We start from the raw sequence: 22402 nt of genomic DNA, 5'->3' as shown, positions 1-22402 counted from the left end.
GGATTTATATGACCACGTTACTGCATATTGATGCCAGCGCACGTTTTGGACGCTCTGACGAGATTTCTCACGGATCGCACACTCGCCGTTTAACCGCTCATTTCGTACAACAATGGACTGCAATGCGTCCCGAGACAAAGGTGATCTACCGCGATGTCGGGCAGGAGCCACCACCGTATATCACGGGGCAATGGATACATGCGGCCTTTACCCCTGAAAACAAGCGTGAAGCCTGGATGTGGGATGTGCTTCGCGTCAGTGATACTTTGGTCGATGAGATACTCCAGGCTGACCTCATCGTTGCTGGTGTACCGATGTATAACTTCGGGCCACCCGCACAGTTCAAGGCATACATTGACAATATCGTTCGAGTGGGGCGTACCTTCGGATTTGACCGCAGCCGAGAGGGAGAACCTTATTGGCCCCTGCTGTCGGATTCTGGCAAACGTCTGGTGATCCTCTCTTCGCGGGGGGACTATGGGTATCAACCCGGCGGTCGCATCGGAACTCAAAACCATGTGGAAGCCTCAGTTCGCACCGCTTTCGCCTATATCGGCGTAACCGATGTGTATGAGGCGGCTATTGAGTACGATGAATTTGCGGATCATCGGCTGGTTAACTCCATCCAGCAGGCGGAAGCCGCAGTAAAGAGCCTAGTATCGCAGTTGGCCTAACCACCGGGAGCCCCTCATCGGCTCACCGATAAACGGTGGGCCTGTCGGTATTGTTGTTGGTGTTGTTGGTGTTGTTGGTGTTGTTGGTGTTGTTGGTGTTGTTGGTGTTGTTGGTGTTGTTGGTGTTGTTGGTGTTGTTGGTGTTGTTGGTGTTGTTGGTGTTGTTGGTGTTGTTGGTGTTGTTGGTGTTGTTGGTGTTGTTGGTGTTGTTGGTGTTGTTGGTGTTGCTGACACGACACCACCAATTACCTCGGCCCGCTGCAATTTGCCAATTTGTGCAAAACTATTTTCCTCAGCAAAACATCACCCTAGCAAAACGTTGCTGGTTGCTGCTTGCCAGTCAGTAAAATCGTCAGTCATAATACTGTTTATTTATACAGTTTTACAGGCATACATCGGCATGAAAGCAGCAACCACCTCCGTATTTACTGATACTCACCAGCAGATCCCGCTGTTTGGGGAGACCTGCCCAGCGGGTTTTCCATCCCCCGCGCAGGACTACATCGAGGCGCAGTTGGATCTCAACCACTATTTAATCTTGCATCCCTCTGCCACTTACTTTGTCCGCGCGGAAGGTGAATCGATGGTCGAGGCGGGTATTCTTTCCGGTGATTTGTTGATTGTTGATAAGGCGCTGATGCCAAAGCATGGTGATATTGTCATCGCCGCAGTGGCAGGGGAATTCACGGTGAAAAAGCTGTGTATACAGCCTCGCCTTTGCCTTCAGCCGATGAATCCGGCCTACAGCCCGATTTATGTTGAACCTGATGACCTGGATATTTTTGGTGTAGTCACGCACGCCATCCACACCTTGTCGTAATCGACTATACACAAAATAATTCGAGTTGCCTGTAGGCGGCAACTGAGCGAATCCCTGGGAGCATAGCTAACTATGTGACTAGGGTGAACGAGGGCAGCCAACACCCAAGCAACTTGAAGTATGAGGGGTATATGTATCTGCTGTGCGATGTCAATTCGATGTATGCCAGTTGCGAGCAACTGTTTCGGCCGGACCTGAAAGGAAAACCGGTTATTGTGTTAAGCAACAACGATGGTTGTATTGTCGCTGCCAATCGACAAGCCAAAATGCTGGGCATCAAGGCCGGTTCCCCCTATTTTCAAGCCCAAAACCTGATCCAGCGCTACCAGATAGCCTGTTTCAGTTCCAACTATGCGCTCTATGGCGATATGAGCGCACGGGTCATGACCACATTAGAAGCCCTGGCCCCCAAACTTGAAATTTACTCGATTGATGAAGCATTCCTGAATATCACTGGCATTGATGCTTGCGAACCCTTTTTCGCGTTTGGCCAACGAGTCCGCGCCACGGTGGCACAACAAACCGGGCTGATATGTGGTATCGGGATTGCGCAAACACGCACATTAGCCAAGCTGGCCAACCACGCAGCAAAAACCTGGCCAGCAACCGGTGGCGTTGTAGAACTGAGTAACCCGCAGCGTCAGCGGAAATTAATGGCGTTGCTCCCGGTCAAACAGGTATGGGGAATTGGCTACCGGCTTTCAGCCAAGCTCAATGCAATGGGGATCACCACCGCGCTGAAGTTGGCCGATGCGAACATACAGTTAATTAAAAGAACATTTGGCGTGGTGGTTGAACGAACGGTACGTGAACTGAATGGCATACCCTCCATCACCATCGATTCTCTGCCTGCAAAACAGCAGATCATTTGCAGCCGTAGCTTTGGTGAACCGATCACACAGTTACAGGATATGCACCAGGCAATCTGCCAATATGCAGAACGGGCGGCTGAAAGGCTGCGCCAACAACACCAGTATTGCCGCCATATCAACGTATTTCTGCGCACCAGCCCCCATGCCAATCAGCCCTATTACGCTAACAACGCCAACCATGTACTGATGCTAGGAACGCAAGATACGCGAGACATTATCGCTGCCGCGATGAAGGCACTAGAGAAGATTTGGCGTAACGGCTACCGCTATCAAAAAGCGGGCGTTATTTTGAACGATTTCTGCCACCGCCCTGGGCAAATAGACATGTTCGATGAAACACCCCCCCGGCCCAACAGTGAACACTTGATGAAAGTGGTTGATCGTATTAACACCACCGGCATGGGTAAGATTTGGTTTGCGGGCCAAGGCATCGAGCAGGGGTGGAAGATGAAGCGCGAACTGCTCTCCCCTGCCTATACCACTGATTGGCGCGCTATCCCTAAAGCTAAAATATAAGTGCCCCCATCCCCCGGTGAATAACGACAAATCGCGAGCCTAAACGGCAGCAGTTATTCAGAGAACCCAGCCGATGGCTGGTTTTTTGCTTTCTGCCGTTCCGCTAGGTTGCTGGCAAAAATAGTCATCAAACACAGGAATAGCTTAACTGTGAGCCACCGTGAACCCCAACCACCCCACCAGCACCCTTAGCTAATACACCGCATCACCCGCATGAGGCTTGCTTCCGCCCACGGGTTGGTTTGGTGGCCTTGAGCGCCCCACGCTCAGCCTTAATTTTTTCCAGCAAGGTCTCGGCGCTATTTTCCCCAGTGATTAACTCCGGGTTGGCGGCACGCCAATCGGCGGTGAGTTCACCACGAAAGGCTTTAGCCAAAATGGATTGGGTGAGGTTATTAACCCGTGCTAATCCCGCATTGGCTTTTTGCTCGATATTATCGGCAAAAGCAAACAGTTGTTCGACACGGCGGACGATTTCGGTTTGTTCTGAAACTGAGGGGAGTTTTACTTTCAACAGTTTCAGGTCCTGTCCGGATATTCCTTTTTGACCAGATGTTGATTTAACAAGAGAGAAAATATATTCACGAGCCTCATGACTTGCTGCAACTATCTCTAGGAATGCGGCATTCACCTTTTCTTTGTCTACACGCACACGAATTATCTTATCTGGATAAAGAAGAATATTGTGAACGATGTGCGTAACACGCGCACAAACGCCAACATACTCTATACTGCCGTTATATCGAGTAAATAAGAGATCATCAGACTTTAGCGAGTAACGCTCTTGATCTTTTTCAGAAATTTCAAGATGTCGAATATCATCCTGATTCAGTATAAATGGCCTAACAGCGCTGATTCGCAAAATGGGATGGCCTCTCCCTTGTTCATTTGGCTTAGGCGACAAGCCGTTTCGCATTTCCTGAATAATTTCTAATAATTGGCAGCTTTCGTAAGGGAACTTTGATTTGTTGAATTTCCTCCACTCTTCCGTCAATTTCCCACTGACCGCCGCAGCCAGTACCGATTGCCGGAATGTTTTTAGGATAGTGGGGATGCGTTCAAGGCGGGCTTTAGTATTTTCCACCTGTGCCAGCAGGGTATGGAGTTTATCAGCGATGACTTTTTGTTCGGCTAGAGGGGGGAGTGGAAACTCCAAGTCTTCCACCATTTTTTTGCTTAATTCAACTTGATTCGTTGTCCCTGTATATAACCCCCCAACTTTCCCTTGTACCTCAGGATGCATAATCCAAAAAAATGCAAACCTGCTATTTAGGTTCTTGGCGGAACGTACAATAGTTACATGACTATCAACGACTCGAGCTTTTTTAACTTCCTCTTCAGTTAAATAGCAAGCGCGACCGATAGTTCCGGTTCCAGTGGAATTCCATAAAATATCACCTTGATGGATAAATCGTATATTCTCCCAGCTATCCCATTGGATTGGATCGACATACTTTAAATGTTGCTGCTCAATACCACTCCATCTAATGGCTTTCTGGTTAACGATAGGAAAATCATTTGGCTCATTGGAATACTTAGGCCCTTTGCCTCGTTGGATATAAATGCAAACTGCGCCTAAATTACTGAGCAACCACCCTTCGGGCAAATTAATATCCCTCATCAATTCACCCCTTCCAACGCCACCAATAATTCATCCAACTCACTTAACGCTGCTTCCAGCTCCGCTTTTGCCTCCAGTGCCAATACCTCCGGCTCCGGCAGGCTGGCGGCATCCACACTGTCTTTATCTTTTAGCCAACTGATATCCAGCGAGTCGCCTTTATGGTCGCGGATCCATTCACGGCTAAAGCAGCGCCAGCGGCTGTGTAACAGCTTGTCATCCACATTTTTATTTTCTGCGGCGGCTTGATGATCAACGGCGATTTCCTCAGCACCAAAGCTGTATTCACCTGCTGTACGCGGGCTGGTGCCAACAGCATTTTCACCATATACCGCTTCAAACGGCGCTAGGTGGCTGTCGCCAAACGGCGTGCGTTTGCCAAAGCTCGGCATATTGCTGCGTAGATCGTACACCCATACCGTTTCAGTGCAGTTTTCCTGCTGAAATTTGTCTGTTGCCGAACCTTTGGTAAAAAACAGCACATTGGTTTTTACCCCCTGGGCATAAAAAATACCGGTGGGCAGGCGCAAAATGGTGTGTAGATTGCACTTGTTCATCAGGTCGCGGCGCACCTCGGTGCCGACACCGGCTTCAAACAGCACATTATCCGGCAACACCACCGCCGCGCGGCCACCGGGCTTGAGGTTGCGGTAGATATGCTGCAAAAACGCCAGTTGCTTGTTGCTGGTTTTATAGGTCAGGTCGTCACGGGTGTTGCTGGCTTCGCCACCTTTGCTAGTACCAAACGGCGGGTTGGCCAGAATAATATCGCAGGGTTTCATCCCCTTACCCGATTCACCCAAGGCATTGCCCAAATGCACCACCCCTTCGTCATCCCCTTCCATACCGTGTAACAGGCAGTTCATCAGTGCCAGTCGGCGGGTATTGGGCACCAGCTCGATGCCAACAAAGGCTTTGTTTTTCTGGAAGGCGGCATCTTTGGCGGGCAGTTGCGTATAGTCGTCGGTTTCCGCGCGCATATATTGGTCGGCTGCCACTAAAAAGCCCGCCGTACCTGCCGCTGGGTCTTGGATGGTTTCGCCTATTTGCGGCTTGATGCAACGCACCATGCTGTTAATCAGCGCACGTGGGGTGAAGTACTGGCCGGCACCAGATTTGGTCTCAGAGGCGTTTTTCTCCAATAAGCCTTCGTATAAATCCCCCAGACCATCTTTCTGCGCACTGAACCAGTCGATTTGATCCAGCGTTTTAATCATCTGCTCCAAATGGCGTGGCTCACGCAGGCGGGTTTGGGCATCGGCATAAATGGCGCTGATTAGTGGGTCTTGGTGAACCACATTGCCCTCGGCGTCTTTACCGGTAGACAGGCTCAGCAGAATACGTTTGTAGTCGTTAAGCAGGTTGATGCCGGATTTACCGTTGATATCACTCCAGCGACACCCTTCCGGCAAGGTATGTTTATCCAGGATCTCCGCTTCGGTATTTTCATGCACCATTTTAATAAACAGCAGCAATACCAGCTCGGTAACATAGTCGCTGTAGTTAATGCCGTCATCACGCAGTACGTCACACAGGTTCCACAGTTTTTGTACAATATCGTTGTTGGTCATTATGGTCTCTTGATTGCGTATCTCAGCCATGTGCGATCAGTAAGTTGCACAGCGGCTGATTAATGTAATAGTTAGCTCGGCCAACTTTCTGTTTGCTTAAAAAGCCGTATTCCACCAGTTTTTCCAGATACTTGGTGGCCGTAATGCGTGTCACGCCCAACTCTTCAACAAGAAAGTCGATTTTCGTGTAGGGGTGGTTGAACAGATTATTGAGTAAATCCTGGCTATAAATTTTAGGCAACTGCTCGCGGATGCCATGTTTAACGCTGACCATTAGGTTTTTCATCTCCATGATCAGGGTAATGGTATCTTTGGCGGTATCAATCACACCATCAAGCATAAACAGCAACCAAGGTTCCCAGTCACCGGTGTCTCTTACCGCTTGCAAATTGGCATAATAGGCCGCTTTGTGACGAATGATAAAACGGCTTAAGTACAACACCGGTAGGTTGAGCAATTCCTTGATCACCAAATAAAGAATATTAACAATACGCCCAGTTCTGCCATTACCATCGTAAAACGGATGGATACTTTCAAACTGGTGGTGAATGATGGCCATTTTCACCAGCGGATCTGCATCGCACAGGCTGTCGTCATTGATAAAAGCGATGAGGTTATCCATCAGCGCCGCAATTTCATCGGCATGTTGCGGTGGCGTATAGACAACCTCGCCAGTGTGGGCATTCTTCAGTTCTGTTCCCGGCAGCCTGCGAAGGCCAGCATTATTGTGCTCCAATTGCTGCTGCACCGCGAGAATGTCACCAAGGCGGATCAACTTGTTTTGACGTGCCGTGTGAAAGCCCTGCTTTAAAGCAAAGGCATAGTCCTGCACTTCTTTGGTCGCTGGACTGGTGACCGCTTCCTGAAACAAATTGGCTTTGTAGAGTTCATCGTGGGTGGTGACGATGTTTTCCACTTCAGAGCTGTCTTTAGCCTCTTGCAGTGACAGGGTGTTAATCAATATGGCTTCATTTGGGATACTGGCCGCCACGCCTTTCAGCTCAGCCAAGTGGCGGTGAGCTTCTGCGCTCTTTTTGAGTACCGCTCGCGTTTCCCATTGTTCAATATTCGCCAGTGGGAGCGGAGTAAGATTCGCTGACATAGTTATATCTCTCCCTTGTTCCGATTCATGGCGCTTAAATAGGTATAAATAACCGGGCAAATTATACATATCGCCGCCAATATGTATAGATTTTGCTATTTTCTATACATAAAATCACCCTGTCGCCCATGCATCTCAGGCACTTTTGGTTTGCCAAATGGCATCACTGAGCTCATCCAATACGCTACTCAATTGATTGCCAAGGACTTTATCCAGTTGCTTGGCTCCACCTTGCTCGGCAAAGCGCTGGTTGACAAAATCGCGGTCAATAATCACTTCGTGTACCAGTTGGTTAGACAGGCGCTCCAGCCATTTGCGTTGGGTGGGTAACCAGTTGTGGCTTTGGTAGATATGCTGCATGGCCTGAGCAACCCGTTGTTCAAAGGGTACCAAGGGCTCCCCCAAGGCGGCGCGGCGGATATGGCCGATAATACTGGCGGCAATATCCTGGTTGGTTTGATTACGCACGGCACTTTGTAGCTTGGCTTCTGAGTAACCCGCACCATCAAGCAGCAACCTGATCTCTTTGAGTTGCTCACGGGTAAGATCTCGGGGTTTGTTAATCACCACCGCCAGTGCGGCGCTTTGGTTCAACCGCTCTTTGATGAACTGATTAAAGCTATCCAGGTAATCTCCCGGTTTGTGATGCACGCCGTAGCTTTGGGTACGCTCCAGGAGTTCGTCGTGATGCTCAGAGATAACCGGTTGGCGATCACTGCCCAACAGGCTATTGACTTCTGCCAACTGGTTTAACAGGCCGCTGTGTTGCGTCATAAAGGCAGCGGCTTGCTTGGGGCCCAGTGCGGACAAATGTCTATGCAGGCTTTTAGGCTCTACCCCCCACAAACCTTGCAGTTCATCGAGTTTTTGTTTAAGCGCAGATTTGTGTTCCGCCTTCTTTTCAGCCTTACGCAGGATGCGCATCACTTTTTGGCTAAGCTGGCTGAGTACCACATCCGCATGGCTTTGCCCATCGGCATCACCCGGTGCATTCAATGCGCGCTCCAGTTGCTCGGGGTGGGTGATTTCGTCAATCAACTGTTCCAGGGTGATGTTGGGGTCTTTCACCAGCGGCTTCATGGTGTTCACGTCAGCCAGAGCAGCGTAAATATCCACAGGGTCGTAAATGCGGAACACGGTTTTGCCAATATCATCGCAGCGCCGTGTAGCACGGCCAATCATCTGCTCGTACAAAATGCGTGATTTCACCCGGCGCATAAACACCAGGTTGCAGATGGCGGGTACATCAATGCCGGTGGTGAGCAGGTCTACTGTAATGGCGATATTCGGGTAACGTTCGTTTTTATACTGGCGGATCAACTGCTCAACCTTATCGCTTTGGCCGGTAATTTTGGCCACTGCCGCCTGGTTATATTCGCCGTTGTAAAGGTCTTTAAAGGCATCATCCAGCAGGCGTTTAACCATATCAGCGTGTAGATCGGTAGCACAGAAGATCAAGGTCTTCTCGTTACCAAAGGGGTCAAGTTCATGCACCAGTTGTTGGCAGATAACGCGATTAAAGTTTTCGGTAATCACCCTGCGGTTAAAGGCATCAACATCAAAACTCAGTTCATCATCCAACTCAGCACTGTCCACTTCGCCCGTTTGTATGTTGATTGCGCTGACCTTTTCCCCTTTGGTAAACGTGATGCCGTTTTGAGTCAGCAGGGTTTGGTAGCGAATCGGCGGTTCGTGATCCACCAGCCAATCATCAGCCACGGCCTCACGATAAGAATAAGTGAAAACCGGCGAACCAAAAATTTCGCTGGTGTGCTTCGCCGGGGTGGCGGTTAAAGCGATTTTTACCGCATCAAAATAATCCAGCACCCGGCGGTAGCTGGAGAGATATTGACTGGCGTCACGGGTTGCCAGTTCGCCTTCGGTCATCTCTTGGTCGAGGGTATAACCACGGTGCGCTTCGTCGATAATAATGCAGTCAAATTGGTCTACCGGTGGTGGGTAGTCGCTGTTGAAGATGCGCTTCACCATCGCCTGTACGGTGGCAACCTGCACGCGAGTTTCCGCTGCGGCGGCCATATCACCCAGCTCGGCGATATTGTAAATTTTCGAGAGTGTACGGCTTTGTTCCAGCGGGGCTTCGTTAAACACATCAATGGCCTGCTGGCCAAGCGCCGTGCGATCAACCAGAAACAAAATACGTTTAAAGCGTTCGGCTTTTAAAAAACGATACATCAAACCAATGATAGTGCGGGTCTTTCCGGTACCTGTCGCCATCGCCAGCAATGCATGGCGCACTTCTCTAGCAAGGGTGTTTTCAACGGCGATAATGGCGTGTTGTTGATAATCACGCAATTTCAGATAGCCAAAGGGTTCTGCTTTGAGCTGTTGCTCCGCTGCCACCTTGCTGCGTTTGAGCTGGTCGATTAAACCTGCCGGGGTATGAAAACCGGGCAAGGCTCGTTTAGTGTTGGAGGGGGCGCGCACATCGCGAAACCAAATACCCGACTGCTCGGCAAGTTGCGGCACATAGGGGCGACCATTGCAGGAGTAAACAAACGGCACTTTGTAGTGGCCCTCCTCGTCATCGGGCCAGGCAACGGTCATGCCTGCCAACTCCCATGCGCCCTGCATTGGCGGCGTGATTTGTAACCCTTTACTGTAACGTTCGGCCTGTGGGATCTTACCGGCGACATTGATGTTCTCTTTTTTGGCCTCAATCACCGCAATAGGCGTCAAGCCTGCAAACAAGAGGTAATCAGCCCTGCCCTTTTTACCTTTGTGCTCAGTGGGCCACTCGGCAATGGCGATGTTTTTGCCCTTTTCTGGCCTTATTCCTTTTTGGAAGGTCAAGGCCTCACTATCCACCAGCCAGCCTACATCTTTTAACTGCTGATCAATCAAGATCCGGGTTAAGGCTTCATCTAATACAATGTGCTGTGTAGCCGCCTGTGTATTGCGGTTTAGCTGCTGACGTTGTGAAGCTTGGGCTTTTTCATCTTGCGCGGCCAGTTGTGCCTGAAGTGCTTTAATTCTTTGCTCATATTCCTGCTGTTGCTGGTTGAGTGCTTTTTCATGGGCGGCCGCTTGTTGTGCCAACGCACGAGACTCTTCATCCATTGCCTGAGCGAGCGCGGCGTACTCATCTTTTTCTTGGGCAATCAGCGTATTGAGTTGCTGGCTGGAATCAAGGTTAATGTTAGCCTGCTGCAATTCATTCTTAAGCTTGGTGATTTCGGTTTGCAGCTTACGCAGTTGCTCACTGGGGTCTGCAGGCGGGATAAAAGGGCCGGGTTTGAACTGGGTACCTGCCTTGCCAAAAGACTGATGAAACCAGATGGCGAGTTTACGCGCGACCACCAGGCCGTTGATGGCTTCTTTATGCTGCGTTCTAAATTGATGAGTGGCTTTGTTGCCCTCAACCCTGAGCGTATGGAACAGTTCTCTTACCACCGGTTCCAGTTTCAACTCACGATTGACTCTGTAGAGTAGGTCGGCCTGCGAGGTTTGTGCGTCAAAGGTGATACCGACCAGAACCGCGATATGCTGGGCTAAGGCTTCGCCTAACTGACGCAGCTTGATGAGCGTAGTATTCGGGTCACTCGCGAAAGCCCGTTCGGCGGAGAGAGCCAGTTCGATGAAAAGAGGATCATGTTCTGCAAGAAATCCAAAATTACTGGTCTGGCTGGATGATGTCATGACTCAGATACTCCATTTTATCTATCGAGCAACACTGTTCATGGTGTTGCCTGGCACCTGCGCTAAAAGAGAACCAATTGGCAATACGCACCTGTTGTTCGCCCATTATGCGGGCGAGATCTTATGGATTATTTCGATACCAGCAAGCATACCACAAGACATTCAAGTTACTGCTCCCATTGAATTTAACATCACGTGGGGGAATGATTAAATCAAGGCTGACTTTGAAAATTTAGGGAAAATTTAGTGAAAATTTAGGTACGGAACAACGGTAGACCGCGCCATCCACTTGGTCTGAACCGCGTAACAAGCCATGCTGGTCAAAAGAGCAGCAAAGAAAGGAGTATACTCGTCATATTTCAAGCTGCTTGGGTGTTGGCTGCATCCGCTCGCACCAGTCACATAGTTATCTATGCTCCTGGCGACTCCCGGTCTGGCCGCCTGCAAGCAACTCGAATTATTTAGTGTATAAGTCAACATGGTAACCAAACTGTCCCCCATCGTGTCTGAGTTTGAAACTCAGGAGCAGGCAGACAGCTATGCTGACACTGAGGGCCATCTGGGGGCCCTATTGATGGCCCCCAAAATTACGCAACGCAATATTTTTTAATATCACAAAGGTTTTATTGGTTTGTTGCTATTCCGAGTCCGCACCACGCCCTCTTAACGGATGCAACTCTGAGTGGTTTTGCATCACCGACTACAGCTTGAGATATAATGGCCTTTAACCAAACTTTGGCAGTATATTGAATGCACTGCCAAACCAGCAAAATATAACCACCACACCGAAAGTAATAACTAAAAATGGAATAACTTTTCCTCCCCAAACCGTGAACGTCTTGTTTGGGAATCTTTCTCTTGATTTCAAGGCAAGAACTGCAGGTATTATTACGGCCCATATTGTGGCACATAGCCCTGCCCCACCTATGCCATAAATAAAACCATTGGGGAAAAATAAATACAAAACACTCGGGGGTAGGAAAGTTAATAATATGGTTTTAAAACGCCCGTAAGGTGAGTTATCTAGCTTGAATAAGTCAGCAAGGTAATCAAACAACCCCAGTGTAACGCCAAAAAATGAGCTAGCAACCGCTAAGTTAGAAAAAACAAGCAAGAAAAATTCTATCGAACTACTTTGATTTGTCCCTAAAAATGATTTAACGAGAGAATCTACGTTTCCTCCTGATGAAATAATCTCTTTAAAATCATTACGGGGAACGTTACCCATGGTGCAGTATAACCAAAATAAATAAACAGCAAGCGCTAACAGGGAACCTAAAACAATGCTTTTCATTAATTTATCTTTTCTCTTTCCATAACAAATAATCAGGCTAGGAATATTACCATGAAAGCCAAAGGAGGCCAGGCACACAGGTATAGCCATAAATATATAAGGGAAGTAGGAATTGTTACCACCACCATCGCCCCCACTAACATCCCTTAATATTGAGTAATCAACCTGGAAGAAAAGTGTCCCAAACACAACAACAAATGCTATTATTTTTATCCCTAGAAAAAGGGATGTAATTCTACTCGCAGCTAACGAACTAAACCACAATACACTGGCAACAAAAACCGCAGTACATATGCCAACCACCCGAGAATTTACCTGATACCCTAAATTCATTGATAGGGTTTCGCTTATTATTGCACCATTGGCAGAGATATAAGCATAAGTCAGTATATACAGTACAAAAGCCACCGTTATACCACTTACAATGTTCCACTTATTCCCAATCAAATCTTTAGTTATTGTATTGAAACTGGAGCCCACTGGGTAATTTAAGTTTGCCTCTAACAATAACAACCCTGAGTGTAACATTGAAAACCAGGCGATTATTAATATGAAGGCTCCCCAAAAAAACCAAGCCCCTGCAAGGTTAACGGGTAAAGCAAACATTCCCCCGCCGATGACTGTACCCGCTATAACCATCACGCCCCAAAAGGAGGAGTGTTTAGTATTTGATGTTTCGTTCATGATGCCCTCTATTTATAGAGAATCTATGTTTATTGTTGTTTTAAATAAGTTATCAGATAGCGACGCTCAAGTTACATAAAAATAAGAACAATTATTGCCTCACGCAGCGAGCAACCCAGTTGATAAAAAATAGTATGTCACTTAAAGCATCATATACCCGCGCCCTTCAAATCGCCCTGGCTTTGGCCACCTTTTTCACCCCAGCCACATAGTTATCTATATGACTGGGGATTAATCAACCTCATTCATGAGGTTCACCCTAAGGGTCAGCACAAGTGCTGTTCAAATCGGTTATTAACCGATTTGTCAATCAATTACCGTTCACAAGAAATTCAAATTATTTTGCGTATAAACATTGCGACACAAAATCATTTCTTACTCTATTTCTTACTAGACCTCTTTTAGCCTGGCCGTAAAGTGGCGTAATACTTTAGGTTCGTAGGTAAAGGTTAACCCTTTAATATTATGAGCATTTTCTTTTACATGTTTAAACGCTTCAATAATAAAGTCCATGTGCGTTTGTGTGTAGGTGGCTCTTGAAATAGTCAAACGAAGCAACTCAGCAGGGCAAGGTAATTGCTTCCCGGTCTTAGGGTCTCTGCCCAGTAAAAACGAACCAATTTCCACTGCTCTAATACCTGCTACTTTATATAGCTCACAAGCGAGAGCTTGAGCTGGGAATTGCTCAGCAGGTATATGAGGTAGCAACTTGCCCGCATCAACAAAAGCAGCGTGGCCACCAGCTTGCTGGCAAATCACGCCAATAGCCTCAAGACCATCAACCAAATATTGAACTTGTGCAATACGATAGGCTAGCCAATCTTGATTCATACCATCACTAAGCCCTACAGCAAGACGTTCCATCGCCCCACCCTCTAAACCGCCATAAGTAGGGAAACCTTCCTGAACAACACAAATCGTTCTGCACTCTGTATAAACATCTAAATAGCTATCATCTTTGATGCATAATAACCCCCCCATCGGAACCATCGCATCTTTTTTAGCAGACATAGCTAACATATCGGCATACTTATAGGTTTCCATCGTTATTTGTTCGATGCTCCAATCTTTATATCCCGCTTCTCTTTGCTGGATAAAGTAAGCATTTTCAGCAAAACGAGCCGAATCCATAACCACTGGAATGTCATATTTTTTAGCAATAGCATATACGGCTTTTAAATTTTCTATGGAAACGGGTTGTCCACCAGCAGAGTTAGACGTTATGGTCGCCACAATATAAGGCACGTTATTAGGGCCAACGTCTATGATACCTCTCTCTAGCCCCTCAAGATCAAAGTTACCTTTAAAGTCTTGACGGGCTGCGGTATCAAACGCTTCTTTAATATAAACGTTGCGCACCGTACAACCATTTATTTGGCTATGCCCTTGGGTGGTATCAAAAAAATAGTTAGAGAAGACAACCATTTTTGTTCTATCCAAACCCTTTTCTTGCTCACGCTTTTTAATTAATACCGGAATATAGATTTGTTCCGCACCACGCCCTTGGTGAGTCGGAATAGTGTGTTGGTATCCAAAAATATTTTTGACTGCGTTAGCTAAAGCATAATAGCTCCGGCTTCCACTGTAGGCTTCATCTCCGCGTAACATTGCGGCTTGCATGTTTTGCGTGACAGCCCCGGTACCACTGTCCGTCAGTAAATCAATAAATACATCTTCACTATCAAGTAGGAAAGGGTTCATTCCTGATTTTATGATCGCACTATCACGATGTTCTCTTGTCGTGCGCTTGATTGGTTCAATAACTCTAATACGGAATGGCTCAGGGAGATGTTTGAAGTTATTCATCGTATAATCCTTAAATTTAAATATAGCTAGCCTGATAGCTGTTCATTAAAAATGAATAGCCATTATAATTTTCATTAATATGCCTAAAATATATCAAGTTTCATGAATGCTAGCGGAATTAGCTCACACAGCGAATTGCATAAGCCAACCCAATTAAGAGTTTACTTCTCTGCTGCCATCATGAAATTGAAATTATTAGTAGCATGACAAGTAAAACAGATTACGGCGAATCCATCTTTACTTATATTTGTATGGTAGGGCGAGGAAGATCAAGGGCGATGATTGACGATCATATAGTCAATGTTAAACCATTTCGGGGTTATATATGTCTCTTTTAAGGTAATCATAATATATCAGCCCTCATTAAACGTAGTATTACATTATTCCAATGGATTAATTTGTCTATGAGTATTTCGAGTAAATGTGATTAGATTCACAACTACTTTTTTGAATAAATCGAATCGTTCTCGGCCAGTAGGATCAGATCAAACATCATCCCGCTAATACTGGCAACCCCGAGGCAAAACGGAAGTTAAAAATCAACCAGTTGAACACTGACGGTAGTGATAGACCGATGGTTACGAGCAGCCATTGAGCTCATCCGTTTTCATCGACCTCTATGACACCAACCCCCGTTTCTTTACGATCCCATCACTTGATAACATATATGAATAATCAAATGTATTATTGACTTTGACTTTAAGACTCTTAAGATAACCGCAGTATTCCGTCTTGGAGCTCCCATGACCACACTTACCCCATTACAGCTCTTCAAAAACCTATCAGACGAAACCCGCCTGAATGTCATTCTGCTGCTCCGAGAGTCTGGTGAGCTGTGTGTTTGCGAGCTTTGTAACACCCTCAATGAGTCTCAACCCAAGATTTCCAGGCACTTGGCCATGCTAAGAGAGTCCGGGCTGTTACTGGATCGCCGTGCTGGAAAGTGGATCCACTATCGCCTGTCTCCACATATTCCGGCCTGGGCTGCCGCCGTGATTGAGCAAGCCTACCTCAGTCAACAAGAGCAAATCATTTTGCTTGCACGAGGTAATGGCACGATGAGCGGCAAGGCTGCCTGTCTTTGATGTACTAAAAAACCGACTCTTTCATATCTGTTTTTTTACATTTGATAACGTAGTACGACAAACTGATTTAATAACGGAAGGACGGTATAGATGAAAACACTCTCAGTGTATGACCCGGCACTCTGCTGCAGTACCGGCGTATGCGGTACTGACGTTGACCAAGCCTTGGTCACCTTCTCTGCTGATGTTGACTGGCTCAAAAAACGTGGTGTCACCGTTGCTCGTTACAACCTGGCCCAGCAACCGATGGCCTTTATCGACAATGCGCTAGTCAAAAACTTCCTTGAGAATTCTGGGGCTGAAGGACTGCCGTTAATTTTGCTTGATGGTGAATTTGTTATGGCAGGGCGTTACCCTACCCGTGCTGACCTGGCTCGCTGGTGCAAACTGCCGCTGGAAATTACCAGCATCGCACCCCAAAGCTGCTGTGGTGGTAACACGTCCTGCTGTTAATCAACGCCTTGCTGTTAATCAACGCCCTGCTGTTAATCAACACATAGAGGGAACGCCATGAAATTCTTACAAAACCCACCCGTTTTCCTCTTTTTTACCGGGAAAGGCGGTGTCGGTAAAACATCCATTTCCTGTGCCAGTGCGATTACCTTGGCTGATGCCGGTAAACGCGTCTTGCTGGTCAGCACCGATCCGGCATCGAATGTCGGCCAAGTGTTTAATCAGTCTATTGGCAACCAGATTACCGCAATCACAACCGTGCCAGGATTATCTGCGCTGGAAATTGATCCTCAGGCGGCGGCTCAACTTTACCGTTCCCGTATTGTTGACCCCGTGAAAGGCCTCCTGCCAGAGGAGGTGGTTCGCAGTATCGAAGAGCAATTGTCAGGAGCCTGTACCACTGAAATTGCCGCATTCGATGAGTTTACCGGTTTATTGACTGATGCCGCCCTGCTAAATAATTTTGATCATGTCATTTTCGATACTGCGCCCACCGGGCACACCATTCGTTTGTTGCAACTACCTGGTGCCTGGAGCAGTTTTATCGACAAGAACCCAGAAGGCTCTTCGTGCCTGGGCCCGTTGGCCGGTTTGGAAAAGCAGCGTGATCGCTATGCCCAAGCATTACAGGCCTTATCTGATGCAGCAAGAACCCGCTTGATACTGGTTGCCAGGGCGCAAAAATCAACACTTGCTGAAGTCGCCAGAACCCATCACGAACTGGCCCAAGTCGGCTTAGGTAACCAGTTTCTCGTTATCAATGGGATATTGCCCGCAACTGAAGCTCAGGCAGACAAACTAGCCAGTGCATTGTATCTACGTGAGCAACAGGCTTTGAGTGAGTTACCCGACGTTCTCAGCGCATTGCCCAGAGATGATTTGATGTTGCAACCGGTAAATATGGTGGGAACTGATGCGCTACGCCAACTGTTGGGAAACAGCAAAGTCCCCCGTTCAGCGTCAACACCTCACATGACCGAAGCATTACCCGAGTTACCCACGCTGTCCACACTGATTGAGGAAATAGCCGCTGATAAACACGGTTTAGTCATGCTGATGGGGAAAGGTGGCGTAGGCAAAACCACCCTGGCCTCCTCAATTGCAGTAAAACTGGCGGAAAAAGGGCTAGATGTCCACCTGACCACGTCTGATCCTGCCGCGCATCTCGAGAACACCTTGCATGGGCAACTTCCGAACCTGATGGTTAGCCGGATAGATCCACTGGCTGAGACAGAACGTTATCGTCAGCACGTTTTATCCACCAAAGGCAAGGATCTGGATGCACAAGGTAAGGCGTTACTGGAAGAAGATCTCCGCTCCCCCTGTACTGAGGAAATTGCGGTATTTCAGGCTTTTTCCCGCGTGATACGGGAAGCAGGCAAGCGCTTTGTGGTGATGGATACGGCACCGACCGGCCATACGTTGCTACTGTTGGATGCTACCGGTGCCTACCACCGTGAGGTCGCCAAACGTATGGGGGAAAGTGGCCATTACCTGACCCCGATGATGCAATTGCAGGATAAAAAACGAACCAAAGTGTTATTGGTGACGCTGCCTGAAACCACTCCGGTGCTGGAAGCCGCCAACCTACAGAAAGACCTGCGCCGGGCAGGTATTGAACCTTGGGCATGGGTTATCAATAACAGCCTGGTTGCTGCGACAACATCATCACCGCTGTTGCAATTACGTGCATCGCATGAAGTTGAACAGATTAAAAAAGTCAGAGACTCACTGGCTTCACGCCTGGCTCTTATTCCTCTGCAGGAAGAGGAGCCAATCGGTATTGCCCGTCTGAGCCAGTTGGCTGACGGCGTTTAACTCAGGATCATTTTTTCAGGGCAAGGGTTCGCCCTTGCCCTTTTGGGGGCGTTATGTTGTTGGCAGGAGCTATTTTTGTCTTAACCATTGTATTGGTTATCTGGCAACCCAAAGGGTTGGGCATTGGTTGGAGCGCTACACTGGGTGCCGTACTGGCGTTACTGACTGGCGTGGTTCATCTCAATGATATTCCGGTGGTCTGGCAGATTGTCTGGAATGCCACCGCCACCTTTATTGCGGTGATCATCATCAGTCTGTTACTGGATGAGTCAGGCTTCTTTGAATGGGCGGCCTTGCATGTGGCGCGCTGGGGCAATGGCCGTGGCCGTTTGTTGTTTACCTATATCATCCTGCTGGGGGCAGCGGTAGCGGCCTTGTTCGCCAACGATGGGGCAGCATTAATCCTCACGCCGATTGTCATAGCCATGCTTCTGGCGCTGGGTTTCAGCCGTGGCGCGACCTTGGCCTTTGTGATGGCGGCGGGCTTTATTGCCGATACCGCCAGCTTGCCGTTGATCGTGTCGAACCTGGTGAATATTGTCTCGGCGGATTTTTTCAACCTCGGATTCACTGAATACGCGGCGGTGATGGTGCCAGTTAACCTGGCGGCGATTGCGACTACACTGGTGATGCTGCACCTGTTTTTCCGCAAAGAGATACCCGCCGTTTACGATTTGTCGCTGCTAAAAGCGCCGAAAGAGGCCATCCGCGACCTGAACACCTTCAAAACTGGCTGGCTGGTGCTGGTTCTGCTGTTGGTCGGCTTCTTTGCCCTGGAACCGCTCGGTGTTCCCGTCAGCCTGGTCGCTGCCGTCGGGGCGCTGATTTTGTTCGTTGTCGCCAAAAAAGGGCATGCCATCAATACCGGCAAAGTACTGCGTGGTGCGCCTTGGCAAATCGTAGTCTTCTCGCTGGGCATGTATCTGGTGGTTTACGGCCTGCGCAATGCCGGGCTGACCCATTACCTTTCTGCGTTGCTGAACCAATTCGCCGAGCAAGGGCTGTGGGTAGCCACACTGGGCACCGGGTTCCTGACAGCGTTCCTCTCTTCCATTATGAACAATATGCCTACCGTTCTGGTGGGGGCGCTGTCAATTGATGGCAGCACGGCCAGCGGTGTGATTAAAGAGGCAATGATTTATGCCAACGTGATCGGCAGCGATCTAGGGCCGAAAATTACCCCTATTGGTAGTCTTGCTACCTTACTGTGGCTGCATGTGCTATCACAAAAAAATATGACCATCACCTGGGGATATTACTTCCGGGTGGGGATTGTTATGACGATCCCGGTGCTATTGGTCACGCTGGCGGCATTGGCCCTGCGATTATCTATTTCCCTATAATTGTTTTTAAACAATCACGCCAGCAGGCATAAGCGGTTGGCGTTTCAATGAGAGATCACCACGATGAGCAATGTGACTATTTATCATAATCCGGCCTGTGGAACATCGCGTAACACGCTGGAGTTAATTCGTAACAGTGGTACGGAACCTACAGTTATTCTCTACCTGGAAACACCCCCCAGCCGCGATGTGCTGGTGAAACTGATTGCAGATATGGGGATCACCGTTCTGGCATTATTACGTAAGAACGTTGAGCCTTATGAGCAGCTAGGGCTGGCAGAAGATAACTTCAGCGATGACCAGTTGATCGATTTTATGCTGCAGCATCCCATCCTGATCAACCGCCCAATTGTGGTTACATCATTGGGAACTAAACTGTGCCGCCCTTCTGAATTGGTGCTGGATATCCTGCCCGATGTACAACGCGGTGCCTTCACTAAGGAAGATGGCGAACGCGTGGTGGATGCACAAGGGAAACGTGTAGAGAAATAAGCTAACCTCAAGGGGAGCATTGAAGGCTCCCTTTTTATTGCCTGTACCGCTCTCGCCATACAGATTGAAAATGTTTTCGTCCAGTTTCACTTCTGATTACAATAGCCGCTGATAGCCGCTGCTTTGACCATAACGGATAACGACGATTATATGCGCCGACAACACCATCATCTTGAACTACTCAGCCCAGCCCGTGACACCGCCATCGCTCGCGAAGCAATTTTGCATGGTGCGGATGCCGTCTACATTGGTGGCCCTGGGTTTGGTGCCCGTCATAATGCCAGTAACAGCCTGCGCGATATCGCAGAACTGGTGCCATTTGCCCATCGCTATGGCGCCAAAGTGTTCGTCACTCTGAACACGATTCTGCATGATGATGAACTGGAACCGGCGCAAAAGTTGATTACTGACCTCTATCACCACGGGGTAGATGCGCTGATTGTGCAAGATATGGGGATTTTGGAACTGGACCTGCCGCCGATTGAGTTGCACGCCAGTACTCAGTGCGACATCCGTAGTATCGAAAAAGCAAAATTCCTCTCCGACGTGGGCTTTAACCAGATCGTGCTAGCGCGGGAACTGACTCTTGATCAAATTCAAGAGATCCATAAATCCACTGACGCAACCATTGAGTTTTTTATTCACGGTGCCCTATGTGTGGCTTATTCCGGCCAGTGCTATATTTCCCACGCCCAGACCGGGCGTAGCGCTAACCGCGGAGACTGCTCGCAGGCATGTCGTCTGCCGTTTACCTTGAAAGACGATCAGGGGCGCGTTGTGGCTTATGAAAAACATCTGCTCTCGATGAAAGATAACGACCAAACCACCAACCTGGCAGCGCTGATTGACTCAGGGGTGCGTTCGTTCAAAATCGAAGGCCGCTATAAAGACATGAGCTACGTGAAGAACATTACGGCGCACTACCGCCAAATGCTCGACGCAATCATCGAAGACAGAAGTGACTTGGCTCGCTCTTCCGCAGGCCGTACCGAACACTTCTTTATTCCTTCAACAGACAAAACCTTCCACCGTGGCAGCACTGACTACTTCGTCAATGGCCGTAAAAGCGATATCGGTGCCTTTGACTCCCCCAAATTTATCGGCCTGCCGGTGGGAGAGGTGCTGAAGGTCAGCAAAGATCATCTGGATGTGGCAGTCACTGAGCCGCTGACCAATGGTGATGGGCTTAATGTGATGATCAAGCGTGAAGTGGTGGGCTTTCGCGTCAATACAGTAGAGAAAACTGCTGAAAATCGCTATCGCATCTGGCCGAACGAAATGCCAGCAGAACTGCATAGCGTGCGCCCACACCAGATAATTAACCGTAATCTTGACCACAACTGGCAGCAAGCATTACTGAAAACCTCCAGCGAGCGCCGCATTGCCGTGGATATCGAACTTAGCGGCTGGCAAGAACAGTTGATCCTCACCATGACCAGTGAGGATGGCGTGAGTGTCACCCATACCCTTGAAAGCCATTTTACCGAAGCCACCAACACGGAAAAGGCACGGAATAACCTGCAGGATGGGATCGCGAAACTGGGGCAGACTATTTATTATGCCCGCGATGTGGTGATCAATCTGTCGAACATGCTGTTTGTGCCGAACAGCCAGCTGAATCAACTGCGTCGTGAAACAGTCGAACGGCTTGATGCTGCGCGCTTGGCGGCTTACCCACGTGGTAGCCGTAAGCCGGTATCCTCACCGCCGCCCGTTTACCCGGAAACGCACCTGACCTTCCTCGCCAACGTTTATAACCATAAAGCACGTGAGTTTTATCAGCGCTACGGCGTTAAGCTTATTGATGCAGCCTATGAGGCGCACCAAGAGAAGGGCGATGTGCCGGTGATGATCACCAAACACTGCCTGCGCTTTGCCTTTAACCTCTGTCCGAAACAGGCAAAAGGGAATATCAAAAGCTGGCAGGCAACTCCGATGCAATTGGTACATGGCAATGAAGTGTTGACACTGCGTTTTAACTGCAAGCCGTGTGAAATGCACGTAATGGGTAAAATCAAAAGCCACATTCTCAAAATGCCGCCGCCCGGGAATATCGTCGCGTCAATTAGCCCGGAAGATCTGCGGAAAACCCTACCGCCGCGTAAGAATGGATAAACTCAACGGCTGCCTTTCAAGGTGTTGATACCGCAAACTGATCGTCTCCAATGACGATATTTGCCGAATAACCTTGCAAGGCATGCCTGTTAGTCAAACTACTGCGTCTCCGCCATGAAAACCCGAAAAAACCGCACTGTACCTCCAGCCCAACTCATTCATAAGAGATATTACCCAAGGTCCATTGCATAAATATGATTTATGTCTCTTTTTAATCATCTCAAACAAGGTAGACTTCTGGGCCGTTAAAAAGGGACTAAGCATCAAGATCAGCAATTGCGACTTATGAGATCTATATGACATTAAAGATGAGCCCTCGTATTTACGACTATAAGTCGTTCAGTTTCTGGCTGATAGCCTTGATACCCAAAGTACCATGGGAAAGAGGATAATACAGATCTTGGTACCTATCGTCGAAACAGCACAGGCACATCGCCTAGAACATCCTCATGACAATCAGATCGCTGCTATGGGAGCAG

General features: G+C 48.4%; 17 protein-coding genes. 10 read left to right on the top strand and 7 right to left on the bottom strand.

Features of this window, described 5'->3' with window-relative positions:
• Positions 1 to 8 precede the first annotated feature (8 nt).
• The 4 genes from ACX9GV_RS02265 (at position 9) to umuC (ending at position 2882) form a co-directional block, all read left to right on the top strand.
• The gene (locus ACX9GV_RS02265) at positions 9 to 674 is read left to right on the top strand and encodes an FMN-dependent NADH-azoreductase (protein WP_473196899.1); all 666 of its coding nucleotides are present in this window, start codon (positions 9 to 11) and stop codon (positions 672 to 674) included.
• Positions 675 to 709: 35 nt separating this feature from the next.
• On the top strand, positions 710 to 1021 hold the full coding sequence (locus ACX9GV_RS02260) for a hypothetical protein (RefSeq protein WP_473196898.1): 312 nt from the start codon (positions 710 to 712) through the stop codon (positions 1019 to 1021).
• Positions 1022 to 1074: 53 nt separating this feature from the next.
• Complete coding sequence (umuD, locus tag ACX9GV_RS02255; protein ID WP_473196897.1) at positions 1075 to 1494, top strand: translesion error-prone DNA polymerase V autoproteolytic subunit; 420 nt, start codon at positions 1075 to 1077, stop codon at positions 1492 to 1494.
• A gap of 131 nt (positions 1495 to 1625) precedes the next feature.
• Entirely contained in the window at positions 1626 to 2882 is a 1257-nt protein-coding gene (umuC, locus tag ACX9GV_RS02250; protein ID WP_473196896.1) for a translesion error-prone DNA polymerase V subunit UmuC, read from the top strand.
• A gap of 205 nt (positions 2883 to 3087) precedes the next feature.
• Here umuC and ACX9GV_RS02245 read toward each other — a convergent pair whose 3' ends face one another.
• From ACX9GV_RS02245 to tnaC, 7 genes are all read right to left on the bottom strand, one after another.
• Entirely contained in the window at positions 3088 to 4503 is a 1416-nt protein-coding gene (locus ACX9GV_RS02245) for a restriction endonuclease subunit S (RefSeq protein ID WP_473196895.1), read from the bottom strand.
• Positions 4503 to 6074 carry a class I SAM-dependent DNA methyltransferase gene (locus ACX9GV_RS02240; RefSeq protein ID WP_473196894.1) on the bottom strand — a complete coding sequence of 524 codons (1572 nt, stop codon included), beginning with the start codon at positions 6072 to 6074 and terminating at the stop codon, positions 4503 to 4505. The genes ACX9GV_RS02245 and ACX9GV_RS02240 overlap by 1 nt, the downstream gene beginning before the upstream one ends.
• Before the next feature lie 22 nt (positions 6075 to 6096).
• Complete coding sequence (locus ACX9GV_RS02235; RefSeq protein WP_473196893.1) at positions 6097 to 7176, bottom strand: Fic family protein; 1080 nt, start codon at positions 7174 to 7176, stop codon at positions 6097 to 6099.
• Between the two features lie 135 nt (positions 7177 to 7311).
• Positions 7312 to 10833, bottom strand: a complete 3522-nt coding sequence (gene hsdR, locus ACX9GV_RS02230) for a type I restriction-modification system endonuclease (RefSeq protein WP_473196892.1) — start codon at positions 10831 to 10833, stop codon at positions 7312 to 7314.
• A gap of 724 nt (positions 10834 to 11557) precedes the next feature.
• Complete coding sequence (tnaB, locus tag ACX9GV_RS02225; protein ID WP_473196891.1) at positions 11558 to 12811, bottom strand: low affinity tryptophan permease TnaB; 1254 nt, start codon at positions 12809 to 12811, stop codon at positions 11558 to 11560.
• A gap of 390 nt (positions 12812 to 13201) precedes the next feature.
• A complete protein-coding gene (gene tnaA / locus ACX9GV_RS02220; protein ID WP_473196890.1) occupies positions 13202 to 14617 on the bottom strand; it encodes a tryptophanase in 1416 nt (471 codons plus the stop codon).
• Positions 14618 to 14886: 269 nt separating this feature from the next.
• Positions 14887 to 14964: a tryptophanase leader peptide gene (gene tnaC, locus ACX9GV_RS02215; RefSeq protein ID WP_072011683.1), complete on the bottom strand. Its 78-nt coding sequence runs from the start codon at positions 14962 to 14964 to the stop codon at positions 14887 to 14889.
• Between the two features lie 396 nt (positions 14965 to 15360).
• Between tnaC and ACX9GV_RS02210 the strand changes: the two genes are divergently transcribed.
• From ACX9GV_RS02210 to ACX9GV_RS02185, 6 genes are all read left to right on the top strand, one after another.
• Positions 15361 to 15702 (top strand): metalloregulator ArsR/SmtB family transcription factor, encoded by a 342-nt coding sequence (locus tag ACX9GV_RS02210; RefSeq protein ID WP_473196889.1) that lies wholly within the window; start codon positions 15361 to 15363, stop codon positions 15700 to 15702.
• A gap of 90 nt (positions 15703 to 15792) precedes the next feature.
• Positions 15793 to 16155, top strand: coding sequence for an arsenite efflux transporter metallochaperone ArsD (gene arsD / locus ACX9GV_RS02205; protein ID WP_473196888.1), 363 nt, complete (start codon positions 15793 to 15795; stop codon positions 16153 to 16155).
• A 57-nt stretch (positions 16156 to 16212) separates the two neighbouring features.
• Entirely contained in the window at positions 16213 to 17973 is a 1761-nt protein-coding gene (arsA, locus tag ACX9GV_RS02200; protein WP_473196887.1) for an arsenical pump-driving ATPase, read from the top strand.
• Positions 17974 to 18026: 53 nt separating this feature from the next.
• Entirely contained in the window at positions 18027 to 19316 is a 1290-nt protein-coding gene (locus ACX9GV_RS02195; protein ID WP_473196886.1) for an arsenic transporter, read from the top strand.
• A gap of 63 nt (positions 19317 to 19379) precedes the next feature.
• On the top strand, positions 19380 to 19808 hold the full coding sequence (gene arsC, locus ACX9GV_RS02190) for a glutaredoxin-dependent arsenate reductase (RefSeq protein ID WP_473196885.1): 429 nt from the start codon (positions 19380 to 19382) through the stop codon (positions 19806 to 19808).
• 150 nt (positions 19809 to 19958) lie between these two features.
• The gene (locus ACX9GV_RS02185; RefSeq protein WP_473196884.1) at positions 19959 to 21923 is read left to right on the top strand and encodes a peptidase U32 family protein; all 1965 of its coding nucleotides are present in this window, start codon (positions 19959 to 19961) and stop codon (positions 21921 to 21923) included.
• The last annotated feature ends 479 nt before the right edge of the window (positions 21924 to 22402 follow it).

The organism is Serratia sp. 25CWL12, assembly GCF_055790885.1.
The sequence above is the reverse complement of the archived record's forward strand: the minus strand, read 5'-3'. Positions and strand labels throughout refer to the sequence as shown.